The sequence below is a fragment of the Streptomyces sp. HUAS 31 genome, from assembly GCF_028198125.1.
Lineage (GTDB): Bacteria > Actinomycetota > Actinomycetes > Streptomycetales > Streptomycetaceae > Streptomyces > Streptomyces chartreusis.
Map to the genome: position 1 here is coordinate 1,484,103 of NZ_CP116353.1, position 20,905 is coordinate 1,505,007.

Below are 20,905 nucleotides of genomic sequence, written 5' to 3' on the forward strand. Positions count from 1 at the left end.
CCCGGGTGGGGTTGCCTGATCAACCGGCCATACGGACGGCCGTGGTGTGCAGGGCCTCGGCGAGGGTCGTGAAGAACAGGTCGAGCGCGTCGTCCGCCACCACGGCGGGCGGGGTCAGGCGCAGCACCCGGGTGGAGTTGAGGGAGTGGTTGACGAGGACGCCGCGCGTGATGAGTTCCAGCAGGAGTTCGCCGACGGCCCGTTCCTCGGCGAACTCGATCCCGATCAGCAGCCCGCGTCCGCGCACGTCCCGGACGAGGATCTCCCGGTACGGCGCACAGGCGTCCCGCACCCCGGCGAGGATGCGCGCGCCGAGGGTCGCCGCGCGGGCCACGGTGTCCTCGCGCTCCATGGTCTCGACGGCTGCGAGGGCGGCGGCGCAGGCGATCGGGGAGGCTCCGAAGGTGGAGGTGTGCAGGTAGGGGTCGCGGCTGAAGGGGGCATACGCCTCGGCGGTGGCGACCAGCGCGGCGACCGGTACGACTCCGCCGCTGAGCCCCTTGCCGGCCAGCAGCAGGTCCGGGCGGACGCCTTCCGCGTCCACGCCCCACCAGGTGCCCAGCCGGCCCATGCCGGTCTGGATCTCGTCCACGACGAGCAGCGCCCCGAACTCCCGGCACAGCGCGGCGACTTCGGTGAGGTAGCCGGGTTCCGGGATGTGCACGCCGCCCTCGCCCTGCACCGGCTCGACGATGACGCACGCCCTGTCGCGGCGGGCGGCCAGCGCCTGCTTCAGCTCGCCGGCGTCCCCGTAGCCGACCTGGGCGATGTCGGGCAGCAGCGGCTGGAACGGCGTCTGGTAGGTGGCGTTGGCGGTGACGCTGAGGGCGCCGAGCGTCTTGCCGTGGAAGCCCTTGCGGGTGGTGACGACGGCGTTGCGGCCGTGCGCGCGGGCCAGTTTGAGCGCGGCTTCCGTGGCCTCGGCACCGGAGTTGACGAAGTGGACGTAGTCCATGCCGGGTGGCGTGTGGGCGGCCAGCGCCTGCGCGGCGCGCGCGGCGACCGGTTCCAGGAAGACCCGGCTGGCCAGTGGATGGGCGTCGATCTGCCGGTGCACGGCCGCCACGACGGCCGGGTGGCGGTGGCCGAGGATGAAGACGCCGTAGCCGCCGAAGTCGAGGAGCCTGCGGCCGTCGTCGGTGTGGATCCATGGGCCTTCGGACCGCACCTCGGCCATGCCTCCCAGGACCCGGCCCATGACGGCGCGGCCGGAGCCGATGTGGCGGAGGTACAGGTCGAGGAGGTCGGTCAGGGGGGCCGGGTCGGTCGGGTCGGATGCCTGCGCCGGCACGGCCCCCGTCGGCGGGGTGGCCCCCTCGGCACGTTCGGCGGCCTCCTGCGCGCGTACGGCCGTCGGCGGCGGCGTCGCTCCCGCTGCCCGTACGGCCGTCGTGTCCGGGGAGCGTGTCATGAGGCCACCTCGGTCGGGGTCGTGACGGTGCGGGCGGCGCGGTGGCGGGTGAGGAGGGCGGGGCGGTCGTCGGCCCAGCTCTCCAGGTTGCGCACGAGCGCGGCGCGGATGCCGGCGTGGCTGAGGCGGGTGCCGCAGTGCGGTCGGCCCAGCGAGGTGTCGAAGGGGAGTTCACGCTGGAACACCAGCAGGAGCTCGGCGTAGTGCTGGAACCTGCGGCGCGTGGCCTCGGGCAGGGCGGTGCCCTCCAGCATGGGCAGCAGCAGCCGGTGCACCGCTTCGACGGGGATGAGCCGGGGCCGCTGCGGTGCGGGCAGTCCGCGGCGGACGGCGAACTCCGCGCAGATGTCGGCGATCTCGCTGAGCCGGGGCGCCTCCTTGCCCGCCGTGAGCCAGAACTCTCCGCTGCTCACCCCGCCGCGGACGAGGTCGCCGACGGCTCGGGTGACGTAGTCCTGCGGGACCATGTCGACGCGGGCGTCCGGCGCGCCCGGCAGCACCGGCACCTGCCCCAGGACCATCGAGCCGAGGGTCTTGGTAAGACCCTGCTGGCCGGCGATGCGACCGCTGGAGGAGTCGCCCATGACGACGGAGGGGCGCACGATCGCGCCGGGCAGATCGGCCTTGCGGACCAGTTGCTCGGCCGTGGTCTTGGAGGCGAGATAGGCGGCGGCTCCTGGGAAGCGCCGTGCGTCCTCCTCGCTCGGGGCGCTGGCCACGAACGCGGTGCTGACCAGGTAGAGGGGCGCGTCGGCGCGGGCGGCCAGGTCGAGCACGGCCTCGGTGCCGTGGATGTTGGTCCGCTCGATGTCGGCCGGCCGCATGCGCCAGTTGGTCTCGGCGGCGGAGTGCAGGACGACGTCGACCTCAAGGGCGAGTTCGTGCCAGGCCAGCGGGGTCAGGCCGAGGCGTGGGGCGAGGAGGTCGCCCCGCAGCTCACGTACCCGCGGGTCGCCCAGGGGCCGGTTGCGGACCAGGCAGAGCAGGTCGTGGTCGGCGGCGAGCTCGTCGATGAGGGCTCGCCCGAGGACGCCGCTGCCTCCGGTGAGCAGCAGGGTCGGACGGTCGCGTGCGCCGGTACTCGGGGCGGGCAGGGCGGTGGGACGCGGGAGGTGTCGCGGCATGGGTGCGCTCGGCATGGGTGGGCTCCCCCAACAGGTCTCGGCCGGCACTGGTCGGTGGGTGGCGGCGCCGGTCAGGCGATCGTGAGCGGCCGGTCGGCCAGGTAGTCGGCGAACGGGCCGGTCATCCTGGCCCGGGACGGCGGGTGCAGGGCGAGGCCGTTGGCGCAGGCCGCGAGCTGGCCGACCTCGTCGGACGTCATGAAGCTGAGCCCGCCGAGCAGTTCGACCGCGCGCGGGGCGACGCGGGCGATGACGTCCTGGACGCCGTAGCGGACGTAGAGCGCCTGGGCGAGCGCGGACTCGCCGAGGTCGCCGTCGTCGACGCTGCGGGCGAGGCCCTCGGCCGCGGCGGCCGCCGCCTCGGTCTCTACGAAGAGCCGTACCCGTTCGGACTCGGGGATGCGGTCGTTCAGCAGCACCCGTTCGACCAGGGCGGAGGCCGCGCCGAGATAGCTGCCCGTCATCAGCAGCTGGAACCAGATCAGCCCGGCCGTCTGGAGTTCGTCGATGCCGCCTTGGGCGGTGGCCGCGGTCCGCAGCAGCAACTCCGGTGGTACGAAGACGTCGTTGAGCGTGACCTGGTCGCTCTCCGCGCCCGCCAGGAAGGCGCTGGACCAGAAGCCGCTGACGGTGACGCCCTCGCTCTCGGCGGGCACGAGGGCGACCGCGAGTTCGTCGCCCTGTCCGTCCTCGCGCGGCACCAGGACGCTCGCGGTGAGCACGTCCATGGAGCGGGCCAGGCTGCACGGCCGTTTGACACCGCTGATGCGTACGCCGTCCTCGGTGACCTCGGCGGTCATCGTCGGCTCCAGGATGCCGGCGCCGCGGCGGCCCTCGGCGAAACCGGAGGCGATGATGCGGTTGTCGGCCGCCACGCCCTCGATCAGCAGCCACTCAAGTCCCTGTCCCTCACCCCGGTCGCCGAGACCGACGAGCGTGGCCATGGAGAAGTGGTGCATCGTCGTCGCCACGGCCAGCGACGGCGAGCGGCTGCCGATGGCCCGCTGCACGCGCACCGCGTCCAGCGCCGTGGCACCCCGGCCCTGATGGCTCTCCGGGACCAGCAGCCCCGGCCCGCCGCTGTCCCGGAAGAACCGGATGCCGGGGCTGCCCGGCCGCTCCAGCTCCATGAGCGGCGTCTCGCGCAGGGCGGTGTCCAGGTCGGGCAGCAGCTTGGCCAGGATGGTGCGTTCACGCTCGAGAAATCTCATGCGGATGCGGTCCTCCGGGGGTTGGGGGATGCTTTCGGGCTGACGGCGGCGGGTGGGGGGCTGACGGCGGCGCGGGGGGCTCTCATGCTCGCGGCGGCACGGGCGGGCTCTCGGGCCTACGGCGGCGCACGCGGCGGGTTGTCGGACGGCGGGGCGTGCTCGCTGTGCCGGGCGGCGTCAGACGGCGTTGGTGGCGCGCAGGAGTTGCCACACGGCGGGCAGGCGCGGTCTGCCCAGGAAGGCGATGTACTCCGGGAGGACCGCGTGCGGGGCCCACTTCTCCTTGTACTCGAGCTGGGACACGGCGGGGTAGATCGCCTTGCCGCGCTCGGCGAGCAGCCGGGCGAACCGGCCGAACATCCGGCTGTGACCGGGCACTTCGTGCTCGTGGTCGAGCCCGGTGAACGGGGTGAAGCCGAAGTGCAGCCAGGCCGCGCCGTCGGCGACGAGCTGTTCCATGACGGTGGCGTTGAGCGCCTCCATCACACCGGGCGGCGCGTCGGGCCTGCGCCGGCTGAGGTCGTGCAGCCAGCCGGGGCGGCTGCCGTAGACGGGCGAGTAGTTGATGTATCCGACCGCTTCGCCGGCGATGCGGCCGACGAAGAGCCGGCGATGGCGTTGCAGCGGCCCGGTCCGCTGGCCGACGAGGAACTGCAGTTCCTTGACGTGCCGGCCCTTCTCACGCAGCCAGGGTTCGTCCACCCGGTCCAGTTCCGCGCAGTCGTCGCCGGGCTGGACCTCGGCGACCTCGAGACCCGCGCGCCTCGCCCGCGAGATCTTGTTCCGCAGCCGTACGAACCGTGAGCCGCGCAGGGTGAACCGGGCCAGGTCGACCGCGTACGACGCCCCGATCTGGTTCACCGTGAAGCCGTGCCCTGCGTACAGCTCGGCGTCCTCGCGCTGGAGCTGCACTGCGACCAGACGCCGTCCGGTGTGGGTCACGAAGGAGTCGAGCAGCCGTGCCCGGTGTTCCGGGGCGGTGAACGGGCCGCCGAACTGCAGGACATGGCGTCCGGAGCGGCGATAGGCGCACACGCCGTCGATCGGCCCGTCGCGGAAATATTCGTTGCCGCTGTTCAGGGCGAGAAAGGAACTGGGGTTGTCGCTGTGTTCGGTGAGGGTGTCAAGCACGGACGGCATGCGCGCCCTCCTCCTGACGCCGGGCCTCTTCGGCGGCGGCGATCCGGTACTGCTGCTCGAAGAGTCGATAGGCGGGATGGATTTCCGGTTCGAAGGCGATACCGAAGGGTTTGAACGAGTTCCCGAACAGGGCCCGGTCCCCCAGGAGATGGATGGGCAGGGCGAGCAGGGCCCATTCCGGCCCGGCGAACAAGGTCCAGGCACCTGCGACGACACCCGCCGTGACCAGGCTGTGCATCACGTTGTAGGCCACGTAGTAGCCGCGGGCGATGCGCTTGTCCGGGCTGCGCCGGTGGGCGATCGCACCGGGGATGTAGCCGATGATGTCGATCACCGCGAAAAGCGCCACGAACACGCCCCAGCGGATCTCCGAAAGGTGCCGGAAGGCGAGCACTAGGGAAACGATCAGAAAGGCCAGCCATTCCATTCGGGAGAATGCGAAGGTGGTCTTGGTCTCGAATCGGTTCTTGGCGTCCACAGGGCTCCAGGAATGCGCGTGCGAAACGAGGGCGGACTTCTTCCGGCTCCTTCCCTACGGGCTTTCATACCTGTTTACGCACCAAGGGAGACGACCCCTCGTATCGCGGGGGCGAGGGGCGCGTACGGCATCCCAGGGCGACTCCGGCGCCGACCAGCGCACTGCCGACGGCCTGCGGGACGCCGTAGGAGCCGGTGCCGACGAGGGGTGCGGTGCAGGCCGCGGCGACGGGGATGAGTCCGGAGAACAGCGTGGCCCGTTCGGCGCCGATCCGCTGCATGCCCATGTACCAGCACACGAAGCCGACGACGGTGACGATCGCCGCCTGCCACAGCAGGGCCGCGGTCTCGGTGGCGTCGGGTCGGCGCAGCCATGCGCCGCCGTCGAGCACCGCCCCGGCCACCGCGGACTCGACGGCCGCGACGCCGCACACGGTGGCGGACAGCAGACGCGGGCCGAGCGGCCGCAGTACGGGCACCGCGAGCACCGCGAACCCCACCTCGCCGGTCAGCGCGCACACCGAGAAGGCGATGCCGGTGCCGTCGGTGCGGCCCCAGCCCTGGACCGTGCAGGCACCGGCGACGACGAGCAACGCGCCGCTCAGGACGACTCGTTGGGGCCTGCGTCCCTCCAGCAGGGGCACGAGCACGGCCACGACGACGGGTGCGCAGCCGACGAAGACGCCGGGCACGGCCGGTTCGGCGGTGCGTTCGGCGGCGATGACGGCGAGGTTGAACCCGACCATGCCGAGGGCCGCGAGAAGCGCGAGGCGGGACCACTGGCGGGGTGTGAGGGCGCGGACGCGGGCCCCGGCGCCCGGTCCGACGGTCGGCAGGAGCAGCAGGCACGCGAGTCCGTAACGCAGGAACTGACCGCCCGCGTAGGGGTAGTCGCCGAGCAGGCTGTTGGCGGTGAAGGACCCTCCGACGAGGACGCAGGCGAGCGCGGCGAGCAGGGCTCCGCGCGTGGTGGTGGCGTTCATGGCAGCGACGCTAGGAAGCGCCGCGGTCCGCATTAAGGTCCATTTCCATGACGGCATCGGAGACCAATCCGGACCGGGAGGACGCCAGGTCCCCCGCGACGGCGTCGGAGACCAATCCGGACATGGAAGCCGCGCCTCCCACGACGGCGTCGGATCCCAAGCAAGACCTGGACGCCGCGTCCCCCGCAACGGCATCGGAAACCAAGCAAGACCTGGACGCCGGCTCTCCCGCGATCGCACCGGAGGCTCACCCGGACCTGGGCTCCGGGTCCCCCGCGTGGGAGCTGCTGTTGCCGGCCGCCTTGGCGCCGGCACGCGCGCGTGGGCGTTCGCTCCAGGCGGCGCTGCGGGAGGCGGTGCGCTCGGGACGGCTGGTGCCGGGGACCCGGCTGCCGTCGAGCCGGGATCTGGCCGCCGACCTCGGGGTTTCGCGCGGGCTGATCACCGAGGCGTACGAGCAGCTGACGGCGGAGGGCTATCTGCGCAGCGGACGGGGTGCCGGGACGTGGGTGGGCGACGCGGTCCGGGCCGCGCGGCCACGCACGCGTGACCTCGCGCCGCGCTCCACGGGGTCCCGGGCCGACTTCGTCCCCGGGACGCCGGACGTGTCGCTGTTCCCACGTGCCGCGTGGGCGGCGGCGCAGCGCGGGGTGCTGGCCGAGCTGCCGCACCACGAGCTCGGCTACCCCGACCCGCGCGGGCTGCCCCGGCTGCGCACCGCGCTCGCCGAGCTGCTCGCGCGCCGCCGGGGCGTCGTCGCGGACCCGGAGCGCATCGTGATCGTCTCCGGGGTGTCGCAGGCGACGACGGTGCTCGGTTTCGTGCTGCACGCGCGCGGGATGCGCGAGGTCGGTGTGGAGAACCCGGGAAGCCCGCAGCACGACTCCCTGTACGCCGCAGCGGGCGTCGCGACCGTGCCGGTGCCCATGGACGAAGAGGGGCTGGCCGTCGGCCCGCTGCGGGAGTCGGGCGTACGGTCGGTCGTCACGACGCCGGCCCACCAGTTCCCCACCGGCATCGCCTACTCCGCCCGCCGCCGCGCCGAACTCCTCGACTGGGCGCGGTCCGTCGACGGGTTCGTCCTGGAGGACGACTACGACGGCGACTTCCGCTACGACCGCGCTCCCGTGGGCGCGCTCCAAGGGCTCGATCCGGAGCGCGTTGCGTACGCGGGGTCGGTCAGCAAGTCTCTCGCGCCGGGGCTGCGGCTGGGCTGGCTGCTCGTACCGGAGGCGCTGGCGGAGGACGTCGTGGAGCGCAAGCGGACCATGGACCTCGGTCATCCCACCCTGGATCAGGCGTTGTTCGCCCGGTTCGTGGAGCGCGGCGACTACGACCGGCAGCTGCGGCGGTGCCAGCGCGCGTACCGGGAGCGCCGCGACACCCTCGTGGCCGCGCTGGAGGAGCACTTCCCGGGCGCGGAGGTCACCGGCATCGCCGCGGGGCTGCATGTCATCGCCGCGCTGCCGGAGCGGTACGGCCCCGAGGAACGGTTCCTCACGCGCGTGGCCGCGGCCGGAGTGGCGGTGCGGCCGCTGACGGACTACGCACACGCGCGTGCCGGGCGCGGGGGCGAGCGGCGGGGCGTACGGCTGGTGCTGGGGTACGCCCATCTGTCGCCCGCGCGGATCCGGGACGGCGTACGGCTGATGGCTCGCGCGGTCGCGGCGGGGCGGGACTGACGAGGCGAGGGCGCGGGGGCGGTCCGGCCGGCCCGGCGGGGCGGGACCGAGGCCGGAACGCAGGGGTTGAACACGGCCGCCGGGTCGGTTCCCCCGCCCTTGCGGTCAGTTGTTCACTTGTGGTTTCCGTGTGCGCTGCGGCGCACCAGTAGTTGTGGCTCTGCACACTGGCCGGATCCCGCCACTGGAGGCCTCCATGTCACACCGTCCGTTCCCGGGCCGCCGCAGCGTCCTGCGCGGCTCGCTCGCCGCGTCGGCGGCCCTGACCCTGCCCACGGCACTCGGCTCGGCACCGGCGTTCGCCCTCTCGGGCCGCCCCAAGGCGGGGTGGGGCGTGCAGACGGGCGACGTGACCTGCGACTCGGGTCTGGTGTGGGTGCGCTCGGACCGCCCCGCGCGGATGATCGTCGAGACGTCCGCGACCGAGTCGTTCCGCAAATCGCGCAGATGGCACGGCCCGCTGCTCGGCGCGGACACCGACTTCACCGGCACGACCCGGCTGCGCGGCCTGCCGTCCGGCGAGCAGATCCACTACCGTGTGCTGCTGGCCGACCCGGACGACCCGCGCCGCACCGGCGAGCCGGTCACCGGGAGGTTCCGCACCGCCTCGGCACGGCGCCGCGACGGCATCAGGTTCCTCTGGTCCGGCGACCTGGCCGGCCAGGGCTGGGGCATCAACCCCGACTTCGGCGGCTACACCATCTACAACGCGATGGGCGCGCTGGATCCGGACTTCTTCCTGTGCAGCGGCGACAACATCTACGCCGACGGGCCGATCACGTCGTCCGTCGCGCTGCCCGACGGCAGCACCTGGCGGAACATCACCACCCAGGAGAAGTCCAAGGTCGCCGAGACCCTGTCCGAGTTCCGCGGCAACTTCCGCTACAACCTGCTCGACGACAACCTGAAGCGGTTCAACGCCCAGGTCCCCTCGATCATCCAGTGGGACGACCACGAGGTGACCAACAACTGGTACCCCGGTGAGATCCTCGGCGACGCCCGCTACACGGAGAAGAGCGTCGACGTCCTCGCCTCGCGCGCCCGGCAGGCGTTCTCGGAGTACTTCCCCATCTCGACGCTGCGCCGCCCCGACGGCCGGGTCTACCGCACGGTCCGCCACGGCCCGCTCCTGGATGTGTTCGTGCTGGACATGCGCACCTATCGCAACGCCAACTCCACGGACGACCAGACAACCGACGCGCAGGGCATCCTCGGCGCCGAGCAGCTGAAGTGGCTCAAGGGCGAGCTGTCCCGTTCCCGGGCGGTGTGGAAGGTGATCGCCTCCGACATGCCGCTGGGCCTGGTCGTGCCGGACACCGGCGACGGCAAGCCGAACATCGAGGCCGTCGCGCAGGGCGACCCGGGTGCCCCGCTCGGCCGTGAGCTCCAGATCGCCGAGCTGCTGCGGTTCATCAAGCACCGGCGGATCACCGGCACGGTGTGGCTGACGGCCGACGTCCACCACACCTCCGCCCAGCACTACCAGCCGTCGCGGGCGGCCTTCACGGACTTCGAGCCGTTCTGGGAGTTCGTGTCGGGCCCGCTCAACGCGGGTGCGTTCCCGGCCAGCGCCCTCGACAACACCTTCGGCCCGGAGCGGGTGTTCGTGAAGGCGCCGACCGCCTCGAACGTCTCTCCCGCCGGCGGCTACCAGTTCTTCGGCGAGGTCGACATCGACGGACACAGCGGCGAGCTGACGGTGCGCCTGCGCGAGCAGGACGGCACGGTGCTGTTCACCCAGGTGCTCCAGCCGGGACGCGTCGGCCAGTAGTTCCCGTACGCTCATGACAGTGCCGCGCACCTGAGTCATCCCCTGGTGCGCGGCACTCGTGCGTCGGGAGTCGGGGGCGCGGGGGCGCGGGGGCCGGGGGCCGGGTGCCCTGATGCCCGGGTGCGCCAACCACCCATCCGACAGGGCGTCTTCGCAGGTCAGAGCCGATTGTCAGTGGCCGCCTCTACGGTTTTTCCATGACGCGATCTTTGCAGGCCGTGGCCTATCGGCGACCTTCCGTGCTGGAGTCCGCAGCGGGCGGACAGCTGCTCGGTCTTGAGACCTCCCGGGGTGCGACACCCACGGGAGTGAAGGACCATCCGCAGTTCTTCGCGGGCTTTCTGACGTCCCCTCAGGTGGCCTCGGCGGGGCTGCTGGCGGTGGCCGACGTGGCGGCGGCCCGGTACTACCAGCAGCAGCTGCGGGCCTCCCTCGACCCGGTGGTGACGGGCAACGGCGACCGGCTGCGCTTCGAGTCGTTCTCCGGCTGCTGCGGGGTGTACGCCCGCCTGGACGTGCTGGAGCCGGGCCTGGACGGCGGCGAGGTGGGGCACGGCACGACGAACGTCGACGTCAACAACCCGTTGCGCGAGGCCCTGTCCAGGATCGGCTCGGACGACCCGCTGCATCTGCGAGTGGGCCCGGAGGAGCTGGCGGTGACCACGATGGACGGGCCGGTCGTGGAGAAGAAGGTGCCGCTACCGGACCGCTGGCTGCGGGGCTTCGCCGAGGCGCAGGTGATGGTGGCCGGCTTCGATCTGCGGGCCGAGCTGCCGGCTGCCGACGCGGTGCGGTTCCTGCGGGCGCTGCCGCGCGGCGGGGCGCGCACCGCCTCGGCCGGCCCGCGGTGGGTGGTGCCGTCGGGGAACACGCTGCGGCCCACGACGCGGGCGGTGCCCGGCGCGGTGTGCCTGCCGGGTCCGGAGCGGCTGATCGCGCTCCAGCGGGTGCTGCGGCATGCCACGGCCCTTCGGGTGTACGGCCCCGCGGTCACCGGCGGCGCAGCCGCGACGGCGAGTGCCTGGGAGGTGGTCCTGCCGGGCATGCGGCTGACGCTGACGCTGTCTCCCGACGCCTCGCGCGGCTTCTCCGGCGAGGGCGGTGTCCTCGACGCGCTCGCCACCGACGAGGCCGCCGAGGACGCGGAGCTGATCTCGGTGCTCCTCGCGTGGGAGCCCCGCGTCGACGTCGCCGACCTGGCGTCGGCCTCGGGCCTCACGCCGGAGCGGGTCCGGGCGGCCCTGATCCGCCTCGGCACGTCGGGCCGGGTCGGGTACGACACTGCGGAGGCGGCCTACTTCCACCGGGAGCTGCCGTACGACGCCGAGCGGGTGGAGCGCCACAACCCCCGGTTGCGCTCGGCGCGGGCGCTGGTGGCGGCGGGCGCGGTCGCGCTGGACGGCGCCCTGGGGACGGTGACGGCCGAGGACGGTCATGTGCACCGGGTGCGTGACGAGGCGGGGGTGCTCAGCTGCAGTTGTCTGTGGTGGGCGAAGTACCGGGGCGGGCGCGGGCCTTGCAAGCACGCGCTGGCGGTACGGATGGTGCGGCGGGGCGACGCCGGGGCGGAGCGGGACATGGCACGAGTCGAGGCGGATGCACGATGACTTCACTGATGGACGCGGTGCGGGCGGGACGGACGGCCGAGGTGGTCAGTCTCCTGGACGGAATGACGGACGCCGAACGGCGCGCTTTGTTCCCGGAGTTGAGGGCGCTGCGCAAGGAGCTGCGGGCGGACCAGTGGACCTCCGAGTCCCGCCGCGCCTACCCCGCTCTGCATGCTGCGGGAGCCGCCTGTCAGACCGGTGCGGCCGGTGTGGCGAGCTGGCTGGCCGCCGCCGACATGCGCTGGTGGCCGGCGTCGCCGGGTGTCTTGATCGACGTACTGGGCGACCGGGCGCCTGCCTGGCTCGGCGATGTGGCGCACCGGATCGCCGAGCGTCCGCCGACCGCCCGGGTGCCGTACGAGCTGATGGCGGGGCTGGTCCGGCTCTCCGGCTGCCAGGTTCCGACGACGGAGGCCTACGTCCACGGCTGGGTTGAGTACATCGGCCATGTCTGGCAGCGCGGCGACACGGTCCTGGCCCGGCTTCGCAAGGACCCGCACCTCGCCCGGCTGACGGCGGCGCTGTTCGAGACGAACGACATCGGCGGCCGTCTGGCCTGGACCGCCGGTGAGGGCCCGAACAGCTGGAACGAGGCGATCGCCCAGCTCACCACAGAGGGCGTGCTGGACCGGAAGGCGACCGTGGACGCGTGTCTGGCCCGGCTGCTGCGGGGCGGTCCGGCCGCCGACCACCGGGTGTTCCTGCGCATGCTCCAGGCGCTCGACCTGACCCGGGAGGAGCGGCGGGAGCACATCGCCGACTGGCTGGCACTCGCCGCCGACGCCGCGTCCGTCGTGGCCGCGCACGCGCAGTCGGTGCTGGCTTCGCTGGCCCTGGACGGTGAGGTGACCGCACGTCAGCTGGCCGAGATGTCGGGCGCCGTCCTGTTCCGCACCGAGAAGAAGCTCGTGCGCGCCCAGTTGGTCCTGCTCGGCAAGGCGATCACCCGTGATCCGGGCACCGCCGGGGAGTTGCTGCCCGCCGTCGCCCAGGCGTTCGGGCACGCGGACTCGGAGGTGCAGGAGCGGGCGCTCAAGCTCGTGGAGCGCCACGTGAAGAAGGCCGACACCGCCGAGATCCGGGAGGAACTCGCGCTTTCAGCCGACCAGTTGATCCCGACGCTCCGCAAGCGGGCGGCCGAGAGCCTGGGCGGCTCCCCCGTGCTCCTGGAGCCGGTGGCGTACGAGGAGGTGCTGCCGCCCGCGCCGGAGCCGGTGTGGCTGGCGCCCGCGCCCGAGTCGGCGGTGGAAGTCGCGGAGGAGGTCGGGGCGTTGCTCGTCTCCGACGGCGACGTCGCGGCGTTCGAGCGGGCACTGGACGGGCTCGTACGTCATGCGTACGGCGCCCCGGACGCTCTGCTGGAGGCGCTGGAGCCCGTCATCGCGCAGCGCTGGTGGGCGGAGCCGGAACCGCGGTTCGCGTCGACGGCCGACGACTACTTCACCCGGTACCACGGTCTGATCAACCCAGGCCAGGGCCTCGAGCTCCTGCTGGCGACCCTGCGCGGCAAGGTGCGCACCGACACACTCCATCGCGCCCTCCAGCACGGGACCGCCACCGACGAATGCGGTCACAGCCCGCTCACCCGGGCCTTCGAGACCCGCCTCTGGGAGGTGGCGTACCGGATCCGCACCGAGCCGTTGCCGTTCCTGCTGTCCACGCCCACGTGGGGTACGGGACTGCTGGCGCCGGACGAGCTGGTGGCACGTCTCGCCGAGTACCGGCGGCTCGGGGCGCGGGTGTCGGAGGCCGACTTCGCGCAGGCGCTGCTGCGGGTACGGTGCGCCGAGCGGGCGGAGGCCGAGGCGGCGGCGGAGCGTGCCGCCGCGCTCGGCACGGCGGAGGGGACGCGTCTCGCCGAGTGGCTGCGCGCCGGGGGTTTCGCGGCGCCGGCGTTCCGGCGGCGGACCTCGGGCAACCGCATACTCGTCGAGGCCGGCGAGATCGCCGGCCTCCAGACGGACTTCCCGCCCGGGATACGCCCGTTGGGGCAGGCCGTGAGCGTCTTCAAGGACCGCTGGCACTGCTACCACTGGAGCGAGGGCATGCGGCCGCACTGGCTCGCCGTGCTGCCCGAGCAGCGTGAGCTGGTGGCGGTCAGGATGGTGGGCGATCTCTCGACGGTCGCCGTCGACGACTCGCGGGGAGAGGCGGCGATACTTCCCCAGCTCGCCGAATCGGACGGCGCCGCGGGTGAGGCGGTGCACCTGTGCGTGGCGTACGGGCTCGGCGCCCGGCATCCGGAGGACCGGCTCGCCGCCGTGGACGCGCTGTTGGTGCTGGCGGCACGGGGGCAGCTCGACGCGGACCGGCTGGGCGCGGATCTGGGGCAGTTGGTGCGACGGGGCGCGGTGAAGCCGTCGCGGCTGGTGGATTCGGTGCGGACGGCGGCTGCCACGGGGGCGAACGCCACCGTGTGGTCGGTGCTCCGGCACGTGCTGCCGATCCTGCTCGCGGACCTCGCGACCGGCGAGACGCCCGCTCCGGCACGCGGGCTCGCGGATCTCCTGTCCGTCGCCGCGGAATGCGCGGAGCGAACAGGGGCACGCGAGGAACTCCCGCATCTGGCGGGGACGGCGGAGCGCCGTGGCTCGTCGCGGCTCGTGACGCAGGCCCGGCGGCTGCACAGCGCGCTGGCGGAGGGCGTGGCCGCCTGACGGGGCGGCCCGCTGACCGGGTCGTCGCATCCCACACAGTTGAATAAGTCACAAAACCGTCATAGTGGCTCTTTACCGCCCGGTCACAATGCGTTCGTGATCACGCAACACCGTTCCTTCACAGTGGGTGTATGAGTCGAGACATATCTGATGTGACGCGTGCGAAACACGGACGTCCGGTGCACCACTGGCGGCGGAACACCGTCGAACTCGCCGCCGTCCTGACGGCGGTGGCGGTGGCCGAGGCCACCGCGAACCGCGACGGGTTCGGACCCGACGGACCGGTGCTGCTGGCCGCGGCGGCCCTGCTGGTCGCCGGCGCGGGCCTGCGCGCATGGCGATCACGCCGCCACGGTCACGCGCCTCCGGCGAGCGATACCGATGCCCGGCCGAGCTCCGAGGAGCGGGCCGGGCCGTCGGAGCAGGCGCGGGAGACGGCCGCGCCGGGGTCCCGGGAAGGGGCGCTGTGGCGGATGCGGACGACGGTGAAGGACGAACCGGGCTCGCTGGCAGCGCTGTGCGCGGCGCTCGCCGGGCTGCGGGTCGACATCCTGAGCCTCCAGACGCATCCGCTGGCCGAGGGCACGGTGGACGAGTTCCTGCTCCGCTCGCCGGGTGCCCTCGCGGCCGACGAGATCAGCGGCGCGGTGGCAGTGGCCGGCGGTTCCGGCACCTGGATCGAGCGGGCCGACGCCCACGACCTGGTGGACGCGCCTACCCGGGTGCTGGGCCTGGCGACGCGCACCGCCCTGGACGCGGCGGAACTGCCGCTGGCTTTGCGGCAGTTGCTGGGCCGGTGCACGATCCGGTCGCTGCCCGCGGTGCCCGCCGTGGGCAGCCGGCGACCGGAGCCGGTGCCGGTGGAAGGGGCTCTGGAGGACACCGTGATGCGGCTGCGGGCGCCGGAAGGCGGAGTGATCACTGTGGAGCGGCCGTATCTGCCGTTCACGCCGACCGAGTTCGCGCGGGCGAGGGCACTGGTGGAACTGGACGCCCGGCTCGGCCCGCGCGTGCCGCGCAGCCAGGACGTGCTGACGCTGCCCAAGGGCAGCGACATCACCGTGCGCCGCGCGGACACCGGTGATCTGGAGGCCGCGAAGGAGATGCACGAGCGGTGCTCGGCGCGCACGCTCGGGATGCGGTACCACGGCCCGATAGGGGACGCGGACCGCTATCTGAAGCACCTGCTGAGCCCCCGCTTCGGCCGCACCCTCGCCGTGGGGACCGCGTCGGGGCGGATCGTCGGCCTCGGCCACCTGTTGTGGGACGGTGACGAGACGGAGGTCGCGCTGCTCGTCGAGGACGCGTGGCAGCGGTGCGGCATCGGCGCGGAGCTGCTGCGCAGGTTGGTCTCGATGGCGATCGAGGCCGGGTGCGCGAGTGTGTACGCGGTGACGCAGGCCTCCAACACCGGGATGGTCGCCGCGATGCGCGGCCTGGGCCTCCCCCTCGACTATCAGATCGAGGAGGGGACCCTGGTCATCACGGCCCGGCTGGACGGTCCGCGGGAGGAGCCGGTCGCGGAGCGGCTCACGAGCGGGGGTGAGTGGGGGAAGGCCTGAGCGCCGTGAGGCTCAGTGCCCGACGGTGACTGCGGGCGCGGTGCGGCCGGTCGCGGAGTTCTCGACGGTGGCTGCGGGCGCGCTGAGGCCGGTCGCGGAGTTCCCCGCGCCCCGTCCGGCGCGCTCCAGCGCCGCGTCCAGGTCCGCCCACAGGTCCTCGACGTCCTCCAGGCCCACCGACATCCGCAGCAACCGGTCGCTGACCCCGGCGCCACGGCGGTCGTCGGCGTCCACGATGCGGTGGCTGATGGACGCCGGGTGCTGGATGAGGGTGTCGACGCTGCCGAGGCTGACGGCGGGGGTGATCAGGTCGACGCCGGCGATGATCTCGTGCGGATCGCCGTGCACCTCGAAGGCGATCATGGCGCCGCCGATGCGCGGATAGTGGACCCGGGCCACCCGCGGGTCGGCGGCGAGGCGGCCGGCGAGTTCGGCGGCGGTCGCCGACGCGGCCCGCACCCGGACGGGGAGCGTCGACAGGCCGCGCAGCAGCAGATAGCCGGCCAGCGGATGCAGGACGCCGCCCGTGGCGAACCGCACCTGCCGCAGCCGGCCTGCGAACTCCTCGTCGCAGGCCACCACGCCCGCCATCACGTCGCCGTGCCCGCCGAGGTACTTGGTGGCGCTGTGCAGCACGAGGCGGGCGCCCTGTTCGGCGGGGCGCTGGAGGACGGGCGTGGCGAAGGTGTTGTCCGCGAGCAGCGGCACGGAGCCACAGGCGTGGGCGACTGCCCGTAGGTCGAGCTCCGCGAGCGTCGGGTTCGCCGGGGACTCCACCATCACCAGGCCGGTGTCCGGGCGCAACGCGTCCTCGATGCCGGCCGGGTCGGTCCAGGTCACCTCGGAGCCGAGCAGACCGGCGGTGAGCAGATGGTCGCTGCATCCGTACAGCGGGCGTACGGCGACGACATGGCGCAGCCCCATCGAGGCCCGTACGAGAAGCACCGCGCTCAGGGCCGCCATCCCGCTGGCGAAGGCGACCGCGGCCTCGGTGCCCTCCAGGCGGGCCAGGGCGGTCTCGAAGCGGGCGACGGTCGGGTTGCCCAGGCGGCCGTAGACGGGCGGGCCGTCCGGCTCGGCGCCGGTGGTGGCGAAGGCGTCGATACGGGCGGCCTCGCCGCGGCTGTCGTAGGAGGGATAGGTGGTCGACAGGTCGATCGGCGGGGCGTGCAGGCCCTGCCGGGCGAGGTCGTCACGGCCGGCGTGCACGGCCTCGGTGGCGAGTGCTCTCGGCGCGATGCGTGCTTCGTCGTACCCGGGCATGCGGTCGTTCGCCTCCCTGATCGCTGGGTCCATGGCCGGAAGAGTGAACAGTGACCGGGATCAGGTGTGCGAATCCCGTGTTACGTTCGGCCAATGGCCGAATCTGTCGTACTGGATCCGGTCGATCTGCATCTGCTGCGGTTGTTGCAGAACGACGCCCGGACCACTTATCGCGATCTCGCCGCCCAGGTCGGGGTCGCGCCTTCGACGTGTCTGGACCGGGTGACGCGGCTGCGCCGCTCCGGCGTGATTCTCGGCCACCGGCTCAGGCTGGACCCGGCCAAGTTGGGCCGGGGGCTTCAGGCGCTGCTGTCGGTGCAGGTCAGACCGCATCGGCGGGAGCTGGTGGGGCCGTTCGTGGAGCGGATCCGGGCGCTGCCGGAGTCGCTGACCGTCTTCCATCTCACCGGGCCGGACGACTATCTCGTCCATGTCGCGGTGGCTGACATGGCCGATCTTCAGCGGCTGGTGCTGGACGAGTTCACCTCCCGGCGGGAGGTGGCGCGCGTCGAGACGCGGCTGATCTTCCAGGAGTGGGACTGCGGACCGCTGCTGCCGACCGACGCGCCGGGAAACACGCCCTCAGCGAAATCGGGCTGACTCGGTACAAGGGCCGGTGAAACCGGGCTGACGCGGCAGTGGTCGCCGTATGAGGATGGACCGCATGTCTGAGACCAACAGCCCGCTTCCCCGCGAGGTCGCCGACGCGTATGTCGACGAACTCATCGCCCTCGACCCGGTCACCGGTACGTATCTCGGCGTGAAGGAGAGCTCGGGAAAGCTCCCCGACCTCTCCCCCGCGGGCCAGGAGGCGCTCGCGCAGCTCGGGCGGGACACGCTCGCCCGGCTCGACGAGGCCGAACGCCGGCCCGGCGCGGACAGTGACATCGAGCGCCGGTGCGCGCGCCTGCTCCGCGAGCGGCTGACCGCCGAACTGGCCGTGCACGACGCCGAGGAGGGTCTGCGCGCGGTCGGCAACATGGCGACGCCCGCGCACTCGGTGCGCGAGATCTTCACGGTCACGCCGAACGAGACCGACGAGGACTGGGCGGCGATCGCCGAGCGGCTGCGCGCGGTGCCGACCGCCTACGCGGGTTACCGCGAGGCCCTCGAACTCGGCCTGGAACGCAAGCTGTACGCGGCTCCGCGCCCGACCGCCACCTTCGTCGAGCAGCTCACCGAGTGGTCGGACACCGGTGAGGGGCACGGCTGGTTCGAGGACTTCGCCTCGGCCGGCCCCGAGGCGCTGCGCGCCGAGCTGGACGAGGCCGCCCGCACCGCGACGGCGGCCGTGGTGGAGCTGCGCGACTGGATGCGCGACGTGTACACGCCGGCGATCGAGGGTGCCGCGAACACGGTGGGCAGGGAGCGCTACGCCCGCTTTGCGCGCTACTTCAACGGCATCGACCTGGACCTGGACGAGGCGTACGCGTACGGCTGGGCCGAGTACCACCGCCTGCTCGGCGAGATGAAGAAGGAGGCCGAGAAGGTCCTCCCGGGTGCCGCGACGCCGTGGGTGGCGCTGGCGCACCTCGACGAGCACGGCAAGCACATCGAGGGGGTCGACGAGGTCCGCGACTGGCTCCAGGGCCTGATGGACGAGGCGATCGAGAAGCTGGACGGCACGCACTTCGAACTCGCCGAGCCGGTGCGGAAGGTGGAGTCGTGCATCGCCCCGCCCGGCGGCGCGGCGGCCCCGTACTACACCGCCCCCTCGGAGGACTTCTCGCGCCCCGGCCGCACCTGGCTGCCGACGATGGGCCAGACCCGGTTCCCGGTCTACGACCTGGTCTCGACCTGGTACCACGAGGGCGTGCCTGGCCATCACCTCCAGCTCGCGCAGTGGACGTACGTCGCCGGGAACCTCTCCCGCTACCAGGCCACCATCGGCGGGGTCAGCGCCAACGCCGAGGGCTGGGCGCTGTACGCGGAGCGGCTCATGGACGAGCTCGGCTTCCTGACCGATCCGGAGCACCGGCTCGGTTACCTCGACGCGCAGATGATGCGGGCGGCCCGGGTCATCGTCGACATCGGCATGCACCTGGAACTGGAGATCCCGGCCGACTCCTCCTTCCACCCGGGCGAGCGCTGGACTCCGGAGCTGGCGCAGGAGTTCTTCGGGTCGCACAGCAGCCGTCCCGCGGACTTCGTTGAGAGCGAGCTGACCCGCTACCTGACGATCCCGGGCCAGGCCATCGGCTACAAGCTCGGCGAGCGGGCCTGGCTGCTGGGCCGGGAGAAGGCGCGCGAGCGGCACGGCGACGCGTTCGACCTCAAGGCATGGCACATGGCGGCCCTGTCGCAGGGGTCGCTGGGCCTGGACGACCTGGTGGACGAGCTGTCCGCGCTCTGAGGCAATGACCGGGCGCGGACCGACTCATCGTGATCCGCGCTCTGCGGGCCCGCCCCGGGCGCGGACCGGCTCGTCGTATTGCGTCCCCTGCGGGCCCGCCCCGGGCGCGGACCGGCTCATCGCGCTCCGCGCCCTGATCAGCGCCGGAATCCGCCCTCGGAGTCGATGACCTGACCGGTGATCCAGCCCGCCTCGTCCGTCGTCAGCCAGGCGATGAGGCGGGCGGGGTCGTCGGGCATGCCCCAGCGGCCGGAGGGGAATCGGGCCGCCACGGCCTCGTACGCCTCACCGGACAGGTAGTCCGTGTCCACGGGCCCGGGATTGACGGTGTTCACGGTGATGCCCTGCTCGACGAGCGTGGTCGACAGGGAGCGGGTGACGGAGGCGAGGGCGCCCTTCTGGAGGGCGTAGGCGATCTCGCCGGGCATACCGCCGGCGATGTCCTGGCCGGAGGCCATCATCACCACGCGGCCGCCGGGCCCGGCCGGCCTCAGCCGGGCATGGGCCTGCACCAGCAGCAGCACGGCACGCGTGTCGACCGCCCAGTGCGTGTCGAGCATGGCGGCGTCGATCTCGTCGAGGGTGCCGTCGGAGCCACTGACCGCGTGGTTGGCGATCAGGATGTCGAGCCGTCCGCCGAGCGCGGCGGTCGCCGTGGCGATCAGTTCGGCCGGCGCGGCCGGGTCGGAGAGGTCACCGGGCCCTGCGAGGACCTGCGCCTCGGGATCGCCGAGCGCCTCGCGCACGGAGGCGACGACCTCCTCCGGCCGGTCGGCTCCCCACGGCATGGCGTCGTCGTGCGGCACATGGTGATGCAGATAGACGCTCGCGCCGTACGCGGCGAGCCGCCGGGCCACGGCATGGCCGATGCCGGCGCGTCTGCTGGCCCCCGTGACCAGAGCGGTCCGGCCACGCAGGGGCAGGGGGTCGCGGCGCAGGTCTTCGGGCGTGGGGTGCGGAAATCGCGGCATGGCAGATCATGATGGTGAACGACCGGTTCCGGCGCACCCGGTTATTGCCGGCCGCTGCGGTGCACCCGGCTGTTGCCGACCGTTGCGCCACACCCGGGCATCGCCGACTGTTCCGCCGCCCTCGCGGGTCAGTTCGGCAGCCGGCGGAGCTGGACGAGCCCGAGCCAGGTCTCGGGGCCGGGCTGCACCTGAGCGGCACGGACCGCGTACGCGCCCGGCTCCAGGGCGACCCGCAGATGCTCGGTGCGTTCCGTGTCCCGTCCCGGCCAGGCCGAGTCGAACAGCACCACGGTCCCCGGGACCTTCCAGCGCACCTCGTGCCCCCAGTCGGCGACGGCCAGCGCGGCCGGGACCCGGGCGAGCAGCTCGGCCTCGGAGTCGGCCGCGCACCACCGTACGAAGGTGCCGTGGTCGGGCAGATAGGAGGTCGAGGCGGGCTCGTCACCGAAGACCAGCGCCGCGCTGTCACCCACGGGCAGCAGTCCGACGAACCCGTCGACCTCGCAGGCCCGGTCGTAGTCCGAGGCCGTCTCGTCGCCATCGGCACCGGCCCAGAACGGCAGCACAGTCTCCGGTACGGCTATCAGGGGGCCGCCGCCCGACTCGATCCACTCCACCGTGCCCGGCTCCGCGTATCTCACCATGGCAGCAGAACCTACACGCACAGCGGCCCCACAAGTCCACAGTGTCCAA

General features: G+C 72.9%; 16 protein-coding genes. 7 read left to right on the plus strand and 9 right to left on the minus strand.

Annotated features, from left to right (window positions below; genetic code table 11):
* Positions 1-19: 19 nt before the first annotated feature.
* The 6 genes from PGH47_RS06365 to PGH47_RS06390 all read right to left on the minus strand — a co-directional run bounded on the left by PGH47_RS06365 (position 20) and on the right by PGH47_RS06390 (position 6,346).
* The gene (locus PGH47_RS06365) at positions 20-1,411 is read right to left on the minus strand and encodes an aspartate aminotransferase family protein (RefSeq protein ID WP_271662635.1); all 1,392 of its coding nucleotides are present in this window, start codon (positions 1,409-1,411) and stop codon (positions 20-22) included.
* A complete protein-coding gene (locus PGH47_RS06370) occupies positions 1,408-2,535 on the minus strand; it encodes an SDR family oxidoreductase (protein ID WP_271667994.1) in 1,128 nt (375 codons plus the stop codon). Before PGH47_RS06370 ends, PGH47_RS06365 begins: the two co-directional genes overlap by 4 nt.
* Positions 2,536-2,606: 71 nt before the next feature.
* Complete coding sequence (locus PGH47_RS06375; protein WP_271662636.1) at positions 2,607-3,746, minus strand: acyl-CoA dehydrogenase family protein; 1,140 nt, start codon at positions 3,744-3,746, stop codon at positions 2,607-2,609.
* A gap of 177 nt (positions 3,747-3,923) precedes the next feature.
* Positions 3,924-4,886: a bifunctional lysylphosphatidylglycerol flippase/synthetase MprF gene (locus tag PGH47_RS06380; RefSeq protein ID WP_126900188.1), complete on the minus strand. Its 963-nt coding sequence runs from the start codon at positions 4,884-4,886 to the stop codon at positions 3,924-3,926.
* On the minus strand, positions 4,870-5,364 hold the full coding sequence (locus PGH47_RS06385) for a hypothetical protein (RefSeq protein WP_271662637.1): 495 nt from the start codon (positions 5,362-5,364) through the stop codon (positions 4,870-4,872). Before PGH47_RS06385 ends, PGH47_RS06380 begins: the two co-directional genes overlap by 17 nt.
* Before the next feature lie 64 nt (positions 5,365-5,428).
* Positions 5,429-6,346, minus strand: a complete 918-nt coding sequence (locus PGH47_RS06390; RefSeq protein WP_271662638.1) for a DMT family transporter — start codon at positions 6,344-6,346, stop codon at positions 5,429-5,431.
* A gap of 47 nt (positions 6,347-6,393) precedes the next feature.
* Between PGH47_RS06390 and pdxR the strand changes: the two genes are divergently transcribed.
* The 5 genes from pdxR to PGH47_RS06415 all read left to right on the plus strand — a co-directional run bounded on the left by pdxR (position 6,394) and on the right by PGH47_RS06415 (position 15,625).
* Positions 6,394-8,028: a MocR-like pyridoxine biosynthesis transcription factor PdxR gene (gene pdxR, locus PGH47_RS06395; RefSeq protein ID WP_271662639.1), complete on the plus strand. Its 1,635-nt coding sequence runs from the start codon at positions 6,394-6,396 to the stop codon at positions 8,026-8,028.
* 196 nt (positions 8,029-8,224) lie between these two features.
* Positions 8,225-9,799, plus strand: a complete 1,575-nt coding sequence (locus PGH47_RS06400) for an alkaline phosphatase D family protein (RefSeq protein ID WP_271662640.1) — start codon at positions 8,225-8,227, stop codon at positions 9,797-9,799.
* A 197-nt stretch (positions 9,800-9,996) separates the two neighbouring features.
* Positions 9,997-11,406: an SWIM zinc finger family protein gene (locus PGH47_RS06405; protein WP_271662641.1), complete on the plus strand. Its 1,410-nt coding sequence runs from the start codon at positions 9,997-9,999 to the stop codon at positions 11,404-11,406.
* Complete coding sequence (locus PGH47_RS06410; protein WP_271662642.1) at positions 11,403-14,063, plus strand: DUF7824 domain-containing protein; 2,661 nt, start codon at positions 11,403-11,405, stop codon at positions 14,061-14,063. The genes PGH47_RS06405 and PGH47_RS06410 overlap by 4 nt, the downstream gene beginning before the upstream one ends.
* Positions 14,064-14,242: 179 nt before the next feature.
* On the plus strand, positions 14,243-15,625 hold the full coding sequence (locus PGH47_RS06415; protein ID WP_271662643.1) for a GNAT family N-acetyltransferase: 1,383 nt from the start codon (positions 14,243-14,245) through the stop codon (positions 15,623-15,625).
* 12 nt (positions 15,626-15,637) lie between these two features.
* On the opposite strand, the gene PGH47_RS06420 is transcribed toward PGH47_RS06415, so the two are convergent.
* Positions 15,638-16,888: a trans-sulfuration enzyme family protein gene (locus PGH47_RS06420; protein ID WP_271667995.1), complete on the minus strand. Its 1,251-nt coding sequence runs from the start codon at positions 16,886-16,888 to the stop codon at positions 15,638-15,640.
* Between the two features lie 93 nt (positions 16,889-16,981).
* Between PGH47_RS06420 and PGH47_RS06425 the strand changes: the two genes are divergently transcribed.
* Both PGH47_RS06425 and PGH47_RS06430 read left to right on the plus strand, forming a co-directional pair.
* Complete coding sequence (locus PGH47_RS06425) at positions 16,982-17,488, plus strand: Lrp/AsnC family transcriptional regulator (RefSeq protein WP_107912126.1); 507 nt, start codon at positions 16,982-16,984, stop codon at positions 17,486-17,488.
* Positions 17,489-17,552: 64 nt separating this feature from the next.
* Positions 17,553-19,241, plus strand: a complete 1,689-nt coding sequence (locus PGH47_RS06430) for a DUF885 domain-containing protein (RefSeq protein ID WP_271662644.1) — start codon at positions 17,553-17,555, stop codon at positions 19,239-19,241.
* 137 nt (positions 19,242-19,378) lie between these two features.
* Here PGH47_RS06430 and PGH47_RS06435 read toward each other — a convergent pair whose 3' ends face one another.
* Positions 19,379-20,212, minus strand: coding sequence for an SDR family oxidoreductase (locus PGH47_RS06435; RefSeq protein WP_271662645.1), 834 nt, complete (start codon positions 20,210-20,212; stop codon positions 19,379-19,381).
* A gap of 128 nt (positions 20,213-20,340) precedes the next feature.
* Positions 20,341-20,856, minus strand: coding sequence for an immunity 21 family protein (locus tag PGH47_RS06440; RefSeq protein ID WP_271662646.1), 516 nt, complete (start codon positions 20,854-20,856; stop codon positions 20,341-20,343).
* Positions 20,857-20,905 lie beyond the last annotated feature (49 nt).